The organism is Actinotignum inguinis, from assembly GCF_051265835.1.
GTDB lineage: Bacteria > Actinomycetota > Actinomycetes > Actinomycetales > Actinomycetaceae > Actinotignum > Actinotignum timonense.
In genome coordinates this window covers 13,401-30,530 of sequence record NZ_JBOZDP010000012.1, presented here as the reverse complement: position 1 = coordinate 30,530, position 17,130 = coordinate 13,401, and the positions used below count along the sequence as shown (strand labels likewise).

The window sequence follows — 17,130 nt, the reverse complement described above, 5'->3', positions numbered from 1 at the left end:
CCAGTGCAGCACCCGAGCGCCGTAGCTTGGGCGTGCCGGGTATCCCGGTGATGCCGGGAGCGCCGGCGTGGCCCGCGCCGCTTTACTCCGGGTCGTTATCGGGAACCGGTTCGGCGGCTGCCGGGTTATGCAGATCGTACTTCTCGATTGCCTGGCGGACAACCGAGCGGTCGATCTTGCCGGCCTTGGCGAGCGCGTACAGGGCCCGCACCACCATGGTGGCATCATCGATCTTGAAGTAGCGCCGGGCAGCCGGGCGGGTATCGGAAATACCGATGCCCTTGGCGCCGAGCGTCTCATAATCACCGGGGATCCATTCGCGGATGGAATCCTGGACCTGGTGCTCGAAATCGGAGGTGGCGATGAAGGGGCCTTCTTCGCCTTCCAGCTTCGCGGTCACGTAGGCCTTGCGCGGCTCTTCCTCCGGGTGGAGGTAGTTGTATTCGTTGGTGGCCAGGCCATCCTTGCGCAGCTCATACCAGGAGGTTACCGAGTAGACGGTGGCATCCACGCCCCAGTCATCGCGCAGCATGCGCTTGGCTTCGCGGGCCCAGCGCACCCCCACGCCCGATGAGAGTAGATTGACGCGCGGGCCGCCCAGGCCATCAGCTTCATCAAGCTTGTAGATACCGCGGATAATGCCGTCCACATCCACATTCTCCGGTTCGGCGGGCTGGTGGATGGGTTCGTTGTAGACCGTGAGGTAGTACATGACGTTTTGTTCACGCCCGTCAGATCCATCCCCGTATATACGCTTCAGGCCATCCTTGAAGATATGGCCGAGTTCATAAGCGTAGGCCGCATCGTAAATGACCATGCCCGGGTTGGTGGAGGCGAGGACGGGGGAGTGCCCATCCATATGCTGGGAGCCTTCACCCGTGAGGGTGGTGCGCCCGGCGGTGCCACCAATAATGAAGCCGCGGGCCAGCTGATCGTAGGCCGCCCAGAACTGATCCCCGGTGCGCTGGAACCCGAACATCGAGTAGAAGATGTAGAAGGGCACCATCGGGGTGTTATGGGTGGCGTAGGAGGTTCCGGCCGCCACGAAAGCGGAGAGGGAACCGGCTTCGGTAATACCGGTGTGGAGCAGCTGGCCCTGGGTGGATTCCTTGTAGGAGAGCAGCATATCGTGGTCCACCGCGGTGTACTGCTGGCCCTGGGTATTGAAGATCTTGGCGGAGGGGAACATGGAATCCATGCCGAAGGTACGCGCTTCGTCCGGAACGATCGGCACCATGCGGAAGCCGAATTCCTTATCGCGCATAATGTCCTTGAGCAGGCGGACCAGGGCCATGGTGGTGGCCACCTTTTGCTTGCCCGAGCCCTTCTTCATGGACTGGAAGGGCTTATCGGCCGGCAGCGCGATACCACCCTGGTGGGTGCGGCGCTGGGGCAGGTAGCCGCCGAGTGCTTCGCGCCGCTCGCGCATATGCTTCATGGCCGGGTGATCTTCAGCCGGCTTGTAGTAGGGCGCGTTATAGGGATCTTCCAGCTGGGAATCATCGATGGGGATACGCAGGGTATCGCGCAGCAGCTTGAGATCGTTGCTATTGAGCTTCTTCATCTGGTGGGTGGCATTACGCCCGGCGAAGTTCGAGCCGAGGTCATAACCCTTGACCGTTTGCGCCAGAATCACGGTGGGCTGGCCCTTATGGGCCAGGGCTGCCCGGTAGGCAGCGTAGATCTTGTGGTGATCGTGGCCGCCGCGGCGCAGCGCCCAAATCTCATCATCGGACCAATCTTCCACCATGGCCTTCGTGCGCGGATCGCGCCCGAAGAAGTTATTGCGCACGTAGGAGCCGTCATTCGCCTTGAAGCCCTGGTAGTCACCGTCCGGAGTGGAGGTCATGAGATCCACGAGGGCGTGGTCCTTATCCTGGGCGAGGAGCTTATCCCAGCCCGAACCCCACAGCACCTTGATGACATTCCAGCCCGCGCCCTTAAAGAAGGATTCGAGTTCCTGCACGATATTGCCGTTGCCGCGCACCGGCCCGTCCAGGCGCTGGAGGTTGCAATTGACCACCCAGGTGAGGTTATCCAGCTTCTGGGAGGCGGCCAGCTGGAGCATACCGCGCGATTCGGGTTCGTCCATTTCGCCATCGCCCAGGAAGGCCCATACGTGCGAATCCGAGGTGTCCTTAATGCCGCGTTCGCTCAGGTAGCGATTGAACCAAGCCTGGTAGATGGAGTTCGTGGCGCCCAGCCCGAGGGACACGGTGGGGAACTGCCAGAAGTCCGGCATCTGGTGGGGATGCGGGTAGGAGGGTAGGCCGCGCCCGCCGGAAATACGGGAGGCTTCCTGGCGGAAGGAATCCAGATCCGCTTCCGTGAGGCGCCCTTCCAGGTAGGCGCGGGCGTAATTACCGGGGGAGGAGTGGCCCTGGAAGAAGATTTGATCCCCGCCACCGGGAGCATCCGGGCCGCGGAAGAAGTGGTTGAAGCCCACTTCGTAAAGGGTGGCCTGGGCGGCGTAGGAGGAAATATGGCCGCCTACCCCCACGCCGGGGCGCTGGGCGCGCGTGACCATCACGGCCGCGTTCCACCGGGTCCAGCTGCGGAATTGGTGTTCGAGTTCCTCTTCTTCCGGGGTGCCCGGGTAGGGAGGTTCTTCTTCCGCAGGAATCGTATTGATATAGGGCGTGACGAGATCAGGGGAGACCGAAACTCCCTTGGAGCGTGCGTGCTCATCCACGCTGGCGAGGATAAACCGCGCCCGATCCGCACCATTTGTTTCAATCAGATCATCCACGGACGCGAGCCATTCGCGGGTTTCTTCCGGATCAACATCCGGGATCTGGCTGAGCTGGCCGGACACCATGCGATCATCAGAATCTTGTGAAGCCACGGAATCTCCTCCATTGCTTGAGTGGTTGTAGTTCATAGGGACGTGTCAAGGTTACCCGTTCGCGGCTTTGGTCCCAGAACGGCTGTGGTACCTCTTACACATGCACTCTTATATTACCGCGTTGTTGAGAGCCATCGCACAGGCATGAGCGGAATTAAGCTGAGCGGTGGACGGGGCGCATGGCCGGTGGCTTTCACGGCGCCCGGGAACCGGGCGGCGCGCGTCGTCATACGGTAATGATCACCAAAATCACGGGCGACGCGGCTGAGATTAACTTGAAAAAATGCCGGCGATCAGATGAGCTTAAGCCATGAGTTCGTTTGGTTTCCAGAAAGGGAACATCATCCAAGAATTTGGCTACGACGACGACGTAGCCGCCCAGGTCCGCGCGCAGATCGAAGAAACTATCGGAAGTGCGCTGGTGGACGAAGATTCGCGCGATATCGTGGACGGCGCCATCGCCTGGTGGCGCGCGGACGACGGCGACGTCGATGACCTCACCGATTTGCTCCTGGATATCAAGGCTAATTTCGACGACGAAAATGCTATCTGCTGGCTCTTCGTGCCCACGGGGCGGGTGTCGAATGCGGTGCCGCATAACGATATTGAAGAGGCTGCTGATACCGCGGGCATGCAACCAACCACATCTGTGGCCCTCGGGGAGTCCTGGACGGGCGTGCGCCTAACCAATAAGGGCCTGCGCTACTAGAAGCCGGCGGGTTCCGCCGGTATTTTCGGCGCGGAGCCGTGCGGTAGGCCGGGCCGGTAGTGCCGGCGGGCAATCGCAACGGAAGCGCTGCCGGTATTTTCGGCGGGAAGGTGCGCGCGGGCCGCGCATCGGGTAGGATCATCCGAGTGCGCAGCGCGCGGGCCCGTAGCTCAGTTGGTCAGAGCACCTGGTTTACACCCAGGGTGTCATCGGTTCGAATCCGGTCGGGCCCACTCTTTATGCCGTGAGCGCCGCGAAATCCGCTACCACTCTTCGTGCGTGCGCGCATCCCATACGTGCAGGTCGCCGGTATCCAGCGCGGCCAGATCGCGCATATCCGAGTCGTCCAGGGTGAAGTTGAAGATATCGGCATTTGCCCGCCAGCGCTCGCGTTGGGACGACGACGGAATCGCCACAATGCCCTGCTGGACACACCAGCGCAGCACAATCTGCCCCGCACTCACCCCGTGCTTGGCGGCCAGGCGCTTGACCACGATTTGATCCAGCAGCTTTTCCGGCCCGCCGAGCGGCCGCCACGCCTGGGTGACAATACCGTGGCGCTCGTGGAAAGCACGCAGATCGGTGCGCGGGAGGGCAACCGAGAGCTGAACCTGGTTGAGCACCGGCCACACCCCGGTGGCCTCATGCAAGCGGGTGAGATGTTCGGGCAAGAAATTAGAGACTCCCACGTGGTGCACCAGGCCCTCCGCCTGCGCCGCGAGCATCTCCTCCCAGGTTTCCACGTACAGGCCGCGGGAAGGATTGGGCCAGTGGATGAGGAGAGCGTCGAGGTAATCGGTATCTAGGCGACGCAGCGAATCCTCAATACTACGCCGGGTGTACCGCTTCCCCTGTTCCCCGCCGGCCACCTTCGAGGTGATGAATACCTCCGCGCGGGGTACCCCGGAGCGTTTCACCGCTTCCCCAACGGCCGTTTCATTGGCGTACTGCTGGGCGGTATCGATAAGGCGGTAGCCGTCAGCAATGATCTGGCCGAGCGTGGTGGCGAGCTCGTTACCTTTGGCCAGTAGGGAGCCGATCCCAACCAGGGGAATCTGGCCGCCATCGGCAAGGCGAGTGGTGGGAATATTGCATGTGGTCATGCCCTACAGCCTATCAATGTGACCGATGTCATGTCTATTCGAGTTTTTCCTACGGGCTCAGGGCTTGCGGCGGGTGGGCGGTAGGGCGAAAACGATAAAAAAGTACTCAAATCACGGTTATGTCGGAGGCCCTTGTTACCCTGGAAAACGGATAGCAGGGCCGAAAAGTGCCCCTGCTGTGCTTGAAAAAGCCGGGGATGTGCGCCCGTCGTACTGCCCCGGGAAGACGCACGCGCGCGCCTAGAGAAAGGAGGAAGCGGCCGCGATAGCGGGGTCAGACGGTCCCGTTTTTCGAGAAGGAGTACCACGTGACTGACCTACCCACCCACGCGCAGATTGCCGCGCAGGTCCCCGATAACGTCGAGAATCCCAAAAAGTACATAAAGGAACACAAGGAAGCCCTGCGCCGCGACCGGCGCGCCCGCGCCACCCGCTCCTTTATGGGCCAACCCACCGGCCTGTATTCCCTTTTCGGCCTGGAACTCTGGGAGCGTTTCTCCTACCTGGGCTTCCAGGCCATCCTGGTCCTTTACTTCACCGATGCCATCGCCAGCGGCGGGCTCGGCTACGCGGAGGACGTAGGATCCTCCATCGTGGCCGCCTACGGTGCCCTCGTCTACCTGCTTTCTATCGCGGGAGCCTGGATCGCGGATCGTATTTCCGGCACTTACCGCACGGTGCTCTGGGGCGGCATTGTTATTGCCGCGGGCCATATCGCCATGGGTATCCCCACCGAGTTCTTCACCTGGGTGGGCCTGGGTCTCATCGTGGTGGGAACCGGGCTCCTCAAACCCAATGTTTCCACCATGGTGGGTGAACTCTACGCACCCGGGGATAGCCGCCGCGATGCCGGCTTCTCCATCTACTACGCCGGTATTAATATCGGGGCGTTCCTCGGGCCGCTGGTGGCCGGGTTCCTCGGCCAGCGGGTGCATTGGCACGCCGGCTTCGCCTCCGCCGCCGTGGGAATGATCCTCGGCCTCATCGCCTACGTGGCAACCGGCAAAAACCTATCCGGGCGCGCCAAAGCGCATCGCATCCGCGCCAGTTTCGTGGCGGACCGTTCCTTCTGGATGCTCGTGGGACTGGTTGGGGGAGTAGTCGCGGTAGCCACGCTTTTCGCCACCTTCTCCTCCGCCACGCTCAGCGACGTCGTCAATGGCATCTCCGTGATCACCTGGATCGTGCCGGTGTTCTTCTTCCTGTGGATGTACCGCTCCCCGAAGGTCACCCCGGTAGAACGGCGCAATCTCATCCCTTACGCGCTGCTGCTCATTGCCCTCATCCTCTACAACCTGCTCTATTTCCAAACCGGAAATACCCTCAACCTCGTGGCCCTCAACGCCACCGATAACACCATCGGCTCCCTGAGTTACCCCTCCTCCTATTACATTTCCCTCACCGCCATCGTGGAAATCGTCATGGGGCCGGTGCTCGCCTGGATCTGGCTGAAAATGGGCAAACGCCAACCTCACGTGGCCGCGAAAGTGGGGCTGGGCGCGGTGCTCGGCGGGATCGCCTTCGTCATTGTGGCGCTCGCGGGCATCCTCACCCCGCGCGGGGCTCTTCTTATGCCGCTGTGGCTGGTGGGATGCTATATCTTCCTCGGCCTGGGGGACCTGGTGCTGCAAACCTCGGGGATGTCCGCCACCACGAAACTCGCCCCGCGGGCTTTCGCCTCCCAAACCATGGCCCTGTGGTTCGCGGCGATGGCCTGCGCCCAGGGGATCCAAGCTCAGGTGGTGAAATTCTTTGATTACGAAAATATGGCCGCCTCCATCCCTGCCTACTTCGGAGTGCAGGGAGCGGTGGTTATTGGTTACGGAGTGCTGCTCATGGCGCTTACTCCGTGGATGCGTTCGCGTATGAAAGTCGTCGCGTAAAGCTGGCGGCGTCGTCGTTCCTCAACACGCCCCACGAAATCCGCAGCACACGCATAGAAGCAACACAGCACAGACGCATAGGAAGGAGAACAATGGAGTACATCACAGATTTTCCCTACGAGACTGAGATTCGCGAGGGGTGGATTCCGCTTTCGGACGGCACCCGGCTGTGGATGAAAGCCTGGATGCCGCGCACGGAAGAAAAAGTGCCGGCGATCCTCGAATATCTGCCCTACCGCAGCGGGGACTGGACCGCGCCGCGCGATCACGAACGCCACCCGTATTACGCCGGGCACGGCTACGCCTCCATCCGGGTCGATATCCGCGGGCACGGCAATTCCGAGGGCATCCCGGGCGATGAATACGATGCGCAGGAACACAAAGACGGCCTGGAAGTCATCGAATGGATTGCTTCGCAGGAATGGTGCACGGGCAGCGTGGGTATGTTCGGGATTTCCTGGGGCGGTTTCAATTCGCTCCAGCTCGCCTCCTATCAGCCGGAAGCCCTCAAGGCGATCGTCACCACCTGCTCCACCGACGACCGCTACGACAATGACGTGCACTATTTCGGCGGCTCGATGCTCGCGGTGGATATGCACGCCTGGGGGGCCACCATGCTCGCCTTCGAATCCCGGCCGCCGGACCCGCGCGCCGTGGGGGAAAACTGGAAGTCCATGTGGCTAGAGCGCCTCAATAATATGGAGCCCTACGTGGATACCTGGATGAGTCACCAGACCCGCGATGCCTACTGGAAACACGGCTCGGTGTGTGAGGATTATTCGAAACTCGATGCGGCGGTGCTCGCGGTAGGCGGCTGGTTCGATCCGTACCGCGATACCGTGCTGCGCCTGGTGGAGAATCTTTCCGCGCTGGGGAAGAACGTGCGCGGGCTGCTCGGGCCGTGGAGCCACCAGTACCCGGATCGCGATTTGCGCCCGGGCCCGCATATTGATTTCCTCGGGGAAACGCTGCGCTGGTGGGATAGATGGCTCAAGGGCGTGGATAACGGCGCGATGGATGAGCCGCTGCTGCGCACCTGGATCAGTGACCCCATGCGCCCGGCCTCGGTATACGAGGAAATCGAGGGCCGCTGGGTGGCGGAACGCGCCTGGCCCTCCCCGGATATTGAGCCGCTGCGTTTCGAGTTAGGGCAGGCGAGCGTATCGCCAGGTGCGGTGCGTGGTGGCACGATTCTTGTGAAGTCGCCGCAAGATATCGGCTCGGATGCCGGGCGGTACTTCCCGTACGGGAACGACGCCGATTTGCCGGTCGATCAGCGCGCCGACGATGGCCGCGCGGTAACCTGCGATTTTTACCTGGGGGAATCGGTGGAGATTCTCGGCAATGCCAGGGCGTTGTTGCGGCTGCGCAATGGTGGGGAACGCGGGCATATGTATGTGCGCCTGGAAGATGTGGCCCCGGACGGTGCCTCCACGCTTATCACCCGCGGGAACCTCAACCTGAGCGCTCGCGAGGGGCGCGAGCGGATCGTGGAGATGCCCGCGGGGCAGTGGGTGGATGTGGAGGTTCCGCTTACCGGTATTGGCTACCATTTCGCGGCCGGGCACACGTTGCGGGTGGCGCTTTCCAGTGCTTACTGGCCGTGGATTTGGCCGGCGCGGGAAAACGCCGGAGTGGAGGTGGATCTGGGGGCCTCCGCGCTGGTGGTGCCCGCCCGCCCGATCCGTCCCGGGGGAGAGCGCGATGCGCTTGATGATGCGGTGCGTTTCGCCGGGCCGGTCCAGCCCGTTGGTTTGGATGTGACGTACCCGGAAGCGGGCGCTGCCGGGGCGCGCCGCCCCGAACGCCTCATCGCCCGCGACGTGGTGAAGAAAGAAACGTTTATCCAGGTGGATCCGGCCTACGGGGGAACCCGGGTATACCCGGACGGCCTCCACTACGACGAAGATTCGGTGGAGCGCTACTGGATTTCCTGGGATGACCCGCTTTCGGCACGCACCGAAGCCGAATGGAAAATCGGGCTGGCCCGCCCGGATATCGGTTGGGAGGTTCGCCTGGAAGCCGATACCCGCATCCGCTGCGATGCGGAGAACTTCTACGTGCAATCGGTGGTCACCGCCTTTGATCACGAGGAGGAAATCTTCCACAAGGAGTGGGAGAGCACCGTGGAGCGCACGGCGTCCTAGGGTAGGGTGAGTCCATGACATATACAGTGGCGGATATCACCGCGGCCATGGACGAATTCTTCCCACCCGCATGCGCGGAAAGCTGGGACCGGGTCGGCCTGGTGGCCGGCCTACCCAGCGACGGGGTGCGCAGCGTCGGTTTCGCCGTCGACCCGTGTGAAGCAACCGTGCAAGAAGCCTGCGAACGCGGGGCTGACCTCCTCATTACGCACCATCCCCTCTTTTTGCGCGGGACCTCCACCGTGGCGGGAACGTTCGCCAAGGGAAGGTGGGTCACGCAGCTGGTGCGCGGGCGGGTCGCGCTTTTTAGTGCCCACACCAATGCGGACGTGGTGGCCTCCACCGCCGCGCTCGCGCGGCTGCTGGACGTGGAGATTGAAGCGCCGCTGGATCCCGAATCCGGAATCGGCGGGGTGGGCAGCATCGCGGCCGTGTCTTTCGGGCAGCTGGTCGAGCGGGTCGCGCAGGTGTTGCCGCATACTCCGGCCGGCGTGCTCGGAGCGGGCGATCCGGATCGGGTGGTGCGGCGGCTAGCCATCTGCTCCGGGTCGGGGGATTCGCTATTGGCGGCCGCGAAAGCCGCGGGCGCGGATGCGTATCTCACCGCCGATTTGCGCCACCACCCGGCCACCGACCATATCTGGGACGGCGGCTGCGCGCTCATTTGCGCCACCCACTGGGCCAGCGAATGGCCGGTGCTGGGCGAGATGGAGCAGCGTTTACGCAAGCGTTTCCCGCAGCTGGATACCTATATTTCCGAGATTCCCACGGATGCTTGGAATATTGCGGTGCGCGGTTAAAGGTACGACGGCGCAGTGGTGCCTGCCGGGCTACGTAATGCTTGCCGGGCCATCGGCGCTGTGCGGGTGAGGTGATGCGGGTGAGCTCGCTGCGCGGGGCCGGTTCTCCCACATAGAATAGGGGAAGGCGCGCCGTGCGCCTTTCGTGCGAGTCGAAGGAGATCCACCCGATGAAAGCACCCCGTGCCGATCAACTTATCCTGCTTCAGGTTGCCGACTTGGACGCGCAGCTCAACCGCCTCGAGCGGGAAAATACCCAGCATCCGCTGCGAGCCTCTTTGGGTAAACTCCTCAACGCGATTGCCGCGCGCGGGCGGGAAAAAACCGCGGCGGAGACGCAGCTGGAGCAGGCACGGGCGGATTTGGCGAGCGTGGAGAAGGCTAGCGCGGATTTGGCTCGCCAGGTAGCGGATAAAGAAGAAAAATATAATGCCGGCACCGGGCTGACCTCCCGCGATTTGCTCGTTCTGGAAGACGAAATGGCGGCGCTCCGTACCACCCTGGAAGAAACATCGGAAAAGGAATTCGCTGCGCTCGAAGCTGTTGAAGGCGGTGAGGAACGGGTGCGGGAATTGGGCGCAGCTATCGATTCACTCCAAGAAAAAGTACTGGCCCAGCGTTCCGAACTGGAGGACGTGGTCGCGGACATCACCGCCTCCCAAGAAAAAATCCGCGCCCAACGCGAGGAACTCTATGCACCGCTGGCGGCCTCGCTCAAAAAAGTGTACGAGCACTCGGTTGCCACCGGCGGCTACGCGGTTATGACCATGACGCCTAACGGTGCTACCGGGGCGGGAATTACGCTCTCTCCAGTGGAAGTGGCGCAAATCAAGGCCACCCCGGAAGATGAGATTTATCTTTCTGAGGACTACGACTGCATTATCGTCCCGGTTGATTACGACGAAGCCTAGGCCGGCTCTCTTTTTCACGCCTGTACTTCGCATGTACGACAGATGCAGTACAGCTCGGAAAAACAACCCGTCCCCGCCAGAGCAATCGCCAGGCGGGGACGTACGAAGTGCGCATTTGAAACCATGAGAGGCACAGAGTGCGCATAAGAAACACGAAATTAGCTGAACACGGTGTTCTTATGCGCACTCTGAGGCTTGCGGCGTTAGCGCGCGGCGCGCTTGCGGGCGTAAGCCACAGCGCCCGTTCCGGCGAGCATCAGCAGCAGAGCCGAACTAGCGATACCGCTGCTCTCCGCACCGGTGTTCGGCAGCTGCGCCGCGGGTGCGGCGTGCTTGCCAACCGACTGCTGACCGCGGGAGACCGGCGTGGAAGGATCGGCATGCTTGCCGCCCCGCACTGAAGGATTCTGTGCAGAAGCTCCCGGTGCCGGCGTGCCCGGAGCCGCGGTCCCGCTACCGGGCTGCTCGCCCGCGCCCGGCCGCTCCGCTTCCTCAGCAGCGCACTTCTCCAGGAAATTCCGCAGCGTCGCGATACGCGCATCAACCGCGGCAAGATCATCCGCGGAACGCTTCACCGCCGCATCAGCCTCCGCGGCCTTCGCCGTCGCGTCCGCAAGTGCCGTGCCAGCGGCCGCATCTTGCTCACGGGCCGCCGCCGCATCCGCCTCCGGCTGGGTAGCAGCCGCAGCCAATGTGTCATATTCGGCCTGCAAACCGTCCAGCTTCGCGCCGGCCGCTTCCAGCTCCGTCACCTTCTGGCGTGCGGCGTCACGCTCAGCTTCAGCGGACGTGACCGCCGCAGCGCTCTTCTGCGCCGCAGTTTTCGCCTTCTCAAGCTCCTGATCCGCAGCGCCCTTCGCGGCCTCCGCCTCCGCGAGCGCCCCGGCAGCTTGGGTCTGCTCCTGCTGTGCATCTTCACGCTTGAGGCGCAGATCATTCCACTTGGGTACGTGCACGGTCATAATTTGCTCGGAAAGTGCGGCGTGCTCGGCGGCTAGCTGCGTGGCTTTCTCCTGCGCGGCGGCGGTTTCCCGCTGGGCCGTGGCCAGGGCCTCATCCACCGGGCGGGTCGCTTCCGCGGCGGCCTCCTCCGCGGCAGCGAGGGCGGCCTTCGTCGTTTCTACCTGCTGCTGGGCCGCGGTAAGCGCCGCGTCCTTCTCCGTGAGAGCCGCGCGCTTCGCAGCCTCGGTCTCCACCGCTGCGGCGAGCTTCGCGGCGCTGTCCTGCGCGGCCTGCTGATTCGCAGCGTGAGCCGCCTCCAGTCCGGTCTTCTCGGTCTGCGCGGCATCGCGCTCCGCTTCCTTCGCCGGAACCTGGGTAGCCAGCTGATCCTTTTCCGCAGCCTTGGCAGTATAGGCATCAGTGGCCTGCGTGAAAGCCGCCTTCTTCGGGGCAGTTTCCGCCTTCTTCGCCTCCCATTCCTGCCGGTACTGCTCTACATCCTCCTCGGTGAAATTCTTCTTATCTCCGGCAGCGGCCTCGTACCATTCCCTTGCCTCGTCCTCGGCCGCCTGGGCTTCGTTGTAAGCGGTTTCGGCATCATTCTTGGCCTGCTCGAGCCCGGGCAGCGCGGCCTCCACCTCGGCCTGGCGGTTCTTCAGGTCGGTCACGGCGTTTTCAAGATCGCCGAGTTTCTGCGTGGCCTGCGCCAGCTTCGCCTCCGAGTCCTTGACCTTCGCCTGGGCGGCTTCGGCCTCCCCGCGCTTGGCGGTCACATCGTTAGCGGCTGCGGTGGCCGCCTGCTGCGCTTCCTCCTTCGCCGCCTGAGCGGCGGGAAGGGCGGCAACAGCGTCGTCGTACCCGCGCTGCGCGGCGGCGACCTTTTCTGCTTCCCGCGTAACCACCTCGAAACGGGCATCCTGCGCCGCGCGTTCCTTCGCCTGCGCCGCGACCAGATCCGCATCCGCCTGCGCCTTCTTCTCGGTCACCTCACGCAGCTGCGCGGCGAGCTTCTCACGTTCGGCATTGCCCGCGGCCTCGGCGGCCTGCGCCGCCTCCAGCTTCGCGCGCGCATCCTTTTCCGCCTGCGTCTTTGCGGCGAGATCCGCGTTCTTTTCCTCAAAAACGCGCTGCGCTTCCGTCACCGCCGCGCTGTCCTTGTCTTTTTGCGACGACGCCGCGCCTACCCGGCCCTCCGCCTCCTCGAGGGCGGTGCGGGCCGCGGGAAGCGCATCTTTCGCAGCCTGACCTTCCGCCTGGAAAGCATCGAGGGCGGCCTTGGCGACATCGCGTGCCTCCGCGGCGGCCTGGGCGGCCTTCTCCGCCTCACTCAGTTTCGCGGCGGCCGCATCCTTGGCGGCCTGCGCTGCAGTTGCCGCTTCCTGAGCGGCGGCGAGCTCCTGCTGCGCCGTTTCCGTTTTCTTGAGCAGTGCCTCACGTTCGGCATTCGCCTCATCCGCCGCGGCCTTCGCTTTGGGGGAATCGGTGCAGGAGGTAAAGGACGCGCCCGGGGCGGGGGAGCCGGCGGCCGGCTGGGCGTGGGCGGCCACGGTGCCCGCCATGGTAAGGGCGAGGGTGGTCACGGTAAGAGTACTGGCGAGTCGGGAGATGCGCTGTGTCATGGGGATCCTTCGCGAAGACGTGCAGTACTACCCGGAACGGCTAATCTGCAACTTTTGACCGTTTATAAAACAGCTAAAGTCTACGGGCCAAGCCGTATATTCGTACATGACCTTTGGTTAAATGTGGTGAGCGTCTACGGTGGTGGGTATCGGTGGCGCGTGGCACGTATTCGTGGTGTTCCGTAGCGTGTGGGGCATTCGCGCAATGCTGTGGAGAGAGGTGCGGGAGCCGACCCTCACGCAAAGTCGGCCCCCGCAGCCATTACCTACTAACAGAGAAAACGCACGAAACGTCGCTGTTTTGCCTGTTGCCTGGATTCTAAGCAGGTTTAATATTTACAGGCAAGGGATCCTCAAAGACTTAACAATCGCCGCCGTGGCGGTGGGAACGGCTTGCCTTACTTTCCCGCACATTCGGACTTTTGGGTGTGAGCAAGGAAACAATAGTGCATAATTACTCACGGTAATCGATGGGGGAGATATATTCAGAAACGGCATTCTTAGATGCTGCCGGAACTCCGATCAGAACCCTGGTCAGAACCCTGGTCAGAACCCTGGTCAGAATCCCGGTCGGAACCCCGGGGTGCCCGCCGCTCACTGTAGGGATGCGCGCGCACCCGTAGGCCCGCTACCACGTGTCCGTAGGGCGGTGCCCGCGCGCCCGTCAGGCTGGTAGCATAAACGGGTCATGTTGGCCGGGCGGCCGCGCGGCGCGTATGCGCCTCGAGGAACGTCCGGGCTCCGTAGAGGACGGTGGTGGGTAACGCCCACCCGGGGTGACCCGCGGGAAAGCGCAACAGAAAGTAAACCGCCGCAAGGTAAGGGTGAAAGGGTGGTGTAAGAGACCACCGCGTGCCGGGTGACCGGCATGGCACGGCAAGCCCCACCGGGAGCAAGATCAGACAGTGCCCCGCCAGGCTCCTCGTCTAGGGCACGGGTGGATTGCTAGAGTGCGTCAGCAATGGCGCACGTAGATGGATGGTCGCCGCCGCGCAAGCGGTACAGAACCCGGCGTATAGGCCAAGATGACAGTGGGGGCGGATTCTCGGATCCGCCCCCACGCGCATAGCAACGCCGTAGCCCGCCGCGGCCCGCCGCGGCCCGCGCAGCGTATACCCGCCTAGAGCCGCAGCCCAAGATTCGGATCAGAGGGCAGCGTGAGGATTTCCGGTCCGCTTTCCCGCACCACGATGGTGTGCTCGAATTGGGCGGTGCGCCCGCGATCCTTGGTCACAACGGTCCAGTCATCATCCCAGATCTCATAGTCGATAGTTCCCAGGGTCACCATGGGCTCGACCGTAAAGACCATATTCTCTTCAATAGTTTCCCCGTGCAAAGGTGCGGCGTCGTAATGAGGAATAATAAGGCCGGAATGGAAAGCTTCGCCTACGCCGTGCCCGGTGAAATCGCGGACGTCCCCGTAATCGAAACGCTTGGTGTAGGACTCGATGACCCGCCCGATCACATTGACCTGGCGCCCGGGGCGTGCTGCTTTAATCCCGCGCAGGGTGGCGGTGGCGGTACGTTCGATGAGGAGGCGGGATTCTTCGTCGATCTCGCCCACGCCGAAGGTGGCATTGGTATCCCCGTGCACGCCGTCCTTATAAGCCGTGACGTCCAGATTAATAATGTCGCCCTCGCGTAGCACCTGGTCATCGGGGATGCCGTGGCAGATAACCTCGTTCACGGAGGTACAGATCGACTTGGGGAAACCCATATAGCCCAGGCAGGAGGGGTAGGCCCCGTTATCGATCATGTATTCGTGCGCGATGCGATCCAATTCATCGGTACTCACGCCCGGGCGGATCGCTTTGGCGGCCTCGTACATGGCATCTGCGGCAATGGTTCCCGCCACCCGAATCCGCTCAATTGTCTCCTCGGTTTTCACATCCGAGGCGGTGATCACTTCCGGCCCGTCATGGAACATGTATTCGGGGCGTTCAATGGAAGCCGGAACTTTACGGCGCGGCGAAATCTTTCCGGGACGCGCCGTACCGAGCGGCGCACGTGCTGCAAGACTCATAGCCACCATTGTAGTGGCTTAGAAACTGTGCTCCTTATCCGGGAATTCCCGGCCCTTGACGGCCGTGCGGAAAGCGGTGACCGCGTTACTCAGCGCCGCACCCACCTCGCCGAAACGCTTGGCGTAGGAGGGCTGCCATTCGGTCATCCCGGCCATATCCGGCCAAACCAGCAGCTGCCCGGAGGTGCGATACCCGGCCCCGATTCCGAGGGTGGGAACCGAAAGAATCTCGGTAATTTTTGCTCCGAGTTTCCCGGGTACCATTTCGACGACGACGGCAATAGCTCCGGCCTTCTCCAGCGAGACCGCGTCATCAATAATGGCCTCGCTTTCTTCTTCATCCCGGCCCTGGACCCGCGGGCCACCCAGGGCGGCATCGGCGTGGGGGCGGTAACCGACGTGGGCCACCACGTTAATCCCGGCTTTGGTGAGGGCTTCGACGGTGGGGGCGAAAGCTTCCCCGCCTTCCAGTTTCACCGCGTCCGCCCCGGCCCGCACCAGGCGGATGGCGGTGCGGATAGCCTGCGCGGGGCTTTCTTCGTAGGTGCCCATGGGCATATCGGCAATAATAAAAGCCCGGGTGGTGCCGCGCATGACGGCGCTGGTGGCTCGTTCAATATCTTCCAGGGTGACCTGGATGGTGGAGGAGAATCCCAGGGCGGTATTGCCAATGGAATCACCCACCACCAAAATATCGATTCCGGCCGCGTCCAAGATCCGCGCGGTTAGAGCGTCATAGCAGGTGAGTGCCGTGAGCACCTCTCCGTTAGCGACCATCTCGTTCAGGTGCTGCACCCGAATTCGTGCCGGTGAGAACTCCGTCATGATTACCTCCCGATATCTATGGCTTAGAGTACTAGGTCGCGCGCGCCGGTGCATCATCGGGCACGGTACGCTAGGTGCGAGGAGGTGACTGTGGAACCCTTGCTTGAGCTGGTGTCCATGAACGCACTGGAATTCTGGTTGGCCTTAGGGATCGGGGTGACTGCCCTGGTCATTATGTGCTTGGCGCTCATCCCGAGTCGGGAATATGCCGATCTGCCGCGCGGGGTATATCCGCGTGAACCGGCCGGGGTGACCGGCCATAATTACCGGCGGCGCCGCCCGCATACCCGCCCGCCGGTACGCACTATTCCGCCGGAGATGCCCGCCGCCCTCGGTGCTTTTATGCACCGCCACTACGCCGCGGACGACGCCGCCATCACCACTCTCCTCGACCTGGCCGCCCGCGGATTCCTCACCATTGACTTCTTCCGGGATCCGGCCCTGCGCGGCCAGATGATCACCATCTCCCTCACCGAAGCCGATACCTCCACCCTCGAACCTTTTGAGGCACGCTTCCTGGCTGCCCTGGCCTCCCCGGAAAGTGCCGAATCGGCAGCATTCCGGGAATCCGAACCCTTTGATGACCGCTCGTATCGCACCGCGATGGAAAACGCCGGGCTGCCGGCCGCCTCCCGCCCGGTGCTGCGGGTACAGGGATTCTCCACCCGCCTCGCCCTCGCCATCGCGCGCGATAGCAAAGCGGAAGTGGTCTCGCGCCGGGGCTGGTACCACCACGGGCGCGAATTGGTGGGCTCCCTGGCCGCCGTGCTTTTCTTCGGGGGTATCGCGCTCACGGGCCTGGCTTTTATCGGGGCTCTGGCTTTCCAGCTGTCCTGGTACTGGCTCATTGTGGGCGGCTGGCTGGTGTTCTGCGGATTCGTTGGTCTCCTCAACTTTTCTTCCCTCACCCCGAACGGAGTAGTGGCCTCCGATCAGGTGGAAGGCTTCCGGCGCTTCCTCACCGCGGCGCCCCGTTTCGCCGGGGTGAGCGCGGAGGTCCTCGCCTCCTACGTGGGCTGGGCGTACGGCCTGGAATGTGCCGATGAGTGGGTTCGTTCTCTCGAGCGAATTAACTCGCGGGATATGCGCGACGTCGGCGCTGCTCTCCCGTGGCTGCACCTGGCCGGAGAAGATATCACGAACTGGTACCAGCTGCGCGAAGCCTTGAGCGTTCTGGAAACCCGGTTCCGTTCCCACCCGCTCGCCCACGATCTTCCGCACGCACGGCGGCGCCACCTGCGGCGTTTCGTACGCGGATTACTCCCCGTTTCCACTCGCACGCACACATAACGGGCATCGCCCGGACATAACGGATCGCGCCCG

Annotated in this window: 11 protein-coding genes, 1 tRNA gene and 1 other RNA gene; 8 read left to right on the top strand and 5 right to left on the bottom strand. The window is 62.9% G+C overall.

Annotation, left to right across the window (positions count from 1 at the left end; genetic code table 11):
* Positions 1-82: 82 nt before the first annotated feature.
* Positions 83-2,818, bottom strand: coding sequence for a pyruvate dehydrogenase (acetyl-transferring), homodimeric type (gene aceE / locus ACRQFC_RS06700; RefSeq protein WP_284896644.1), 2,736 nt, complete (start codon positions 2,816-2,818; stop codon positions 83-85).
* 337 nt (positions 2,819-3,155) lie between these two features.
* Between aceE and ACRQFC_RS06695 the strand changes: the two genes are divergently transcribed.
* Positions 3,156-3,554, top strand: a complete 399-nt coding sequence (locus ACRQFC_RS06695) for a DUF3052 family protein (protein ID WP_026428793.1) — start codon at positions 3,156-3,158, stop codon at positions 3,552-3,554.
* Between the two features lie 159 nt (positions 3,555-3,713).
* Positions 3,714-3,787, top strand: a tRNA-Val gene (locus ACRQFC_RS06690).
* Positions 3,788-3,817: 30 nt separating this feature from the next.
* Here the strand turns inward: ACRQFC_RS06690 and ACRQFC_RS06685 are convergent.
* Positions 3,818-4,657: an aldo/keto reductase gene (locus ACRQFC_RS06685; RefSeq protein WP_284896553.1), complete on the bottom strand. Its 840-nt coding sequence runs from the start codon at positions 4,655-4,657 to the stop codon at positions 3,818-3,820.
* Between the two features lie 308 nt (positions 4,658-4,965).
* Between ACRQFC_RS06685 and ACRQFC_RS06680 the strand changes: the two genes are divergently transcribed.
* The 4 genes from ACRQFC_RS06680 (at position 4,966) to ACRQFC_RS06665 (ending at position 10,398) form a co-directional block, all read left to right on the top strand.
* The gene (locus tag ACRQFC_RS06680) at positions 4,966-6,540 is read left to right on the top strand and encodes a peptide MFS transporter (protein ID WP_284896555.1); all 1,575 of its coding nucleotides are present in this window, start codon (positions 4,966-4,968) and stop codon (positions 6,538-6,540) included.
* A 92-nt stretch (positions 6,541-6,632) separates the two neighbouring features.
* Positions 6,633-8,687, top strand: coding sequence for a CocE/NonD family hydrolase (locus ACRQFC_RS06675; protein ID WP_284896558.1), 2,055 nt, complete (start codon positions 6,633-6,635; stop codon positions 8,685-8,687).
* A 14-nt stretch (positions 8,688-8,701) separates the two neighbouring features.
* Positions 8,702-9,487: a Nif3-like dinuclear metal center hexameric protein gene (locus ACRQFC_RS06670; RefSeq protein ID WP_284896560.1), complete on the top strand. Its 786-nt coding sequence runs from the start codon at positions 8,702-8,704 to the stop codon at positions 9,485-9,487.
* 170 nt (positions 9,488-9,657) lie between these two features.
* Positions 9,658-10,398 carry a zinc ribbon domain-containing protein gene (locus tag ACRQFC_RS06665; protein ID WP_284896562.1) on the top strand — a complete coding sequence of 247 codons (741 nt, stop codon included), beginning with the start codon at positions 9,658-9,660 and terminating at the stop codon, positions 10,396-10,398.
* A 203-nt stretch (positions 10,399-10,601) separates the two neighbouring features.
* Here ACRQFC_RS06665 and ACRQFC_RS06660 read toward each other — a convergent pair whose 3' ends face one another.
* Complete coding sequence (locus tag ACRQFC_RS06660; RefSeq protein WP_284896563.1) at positions 10,602-12,959, bottom strand: LPXTG cell wall anchor domain-containing protein; 2,358 nt, start codon at positions 12,957-12,959, stop codon at positions 10,602-10,604.
* A gap of 687 nt (positions 12,960-13,646) precedes the next feature.
* Here ACRQFC_RS06660 and rnpB point away from each other — a divergent pair.
* Positions 13,647-13,991: RNase P RNA component class A (gene rnpB / locus ACRQFC_RS06655), an RNA gene on the top strand.
* Between the two features lie 88 nt (positions 13,992-14,079).
* Here the strand turns inward: rnpB and map are convergent.
* Both map and panB read right to left on the bottom strand, forming a co-directional pair.
* The gene (map, locus tag ACRQFC_RS06650; protein ID WP_087070663.1) at positions 14,080-14,991 is read right to left on the bottom strand and encodes a type I methionyl aminopeptidase; all 912 of its coding nucleotides are present in this window, start codon (positions 14,989-14,991) and stop codon (positions 14,080-14,082) included.
* Between the two features lie 9 nt (positions 14,992-15,000).
* Positions 15,001-15,807 carry a 3-methyl-2-oxobutanoate hydroxymethyltransferase gene (panB, locus tag ACRQFC_RS06645; protein WP_026428802.1) on the bottom strand — a complete coding sequence of 269 codons (807 nt, stop codon included), beginning with the start codon at positions 15,805-15,807 and terminating at the stop codon, positions 15,001-15,003.
* 90 nt (positions 15,808-15,897) lie between these two features.
* Here panB and ACRQFC_RS06640 point away from each other — a divergent pair, with 90 nt between their 5' ends.
* Positions 15,898-17,097, top strand: coding sequence for a DUF2207 family protein (locus ACRQFC_RS06640; protein ID WP_026428803.1), 1,200 nt, complete (start codon positions 15,898-15,900; stop codon positions 17,095-17,097).
* Positions 17,098-17,130: the final 33 nt, after the last annotated feature.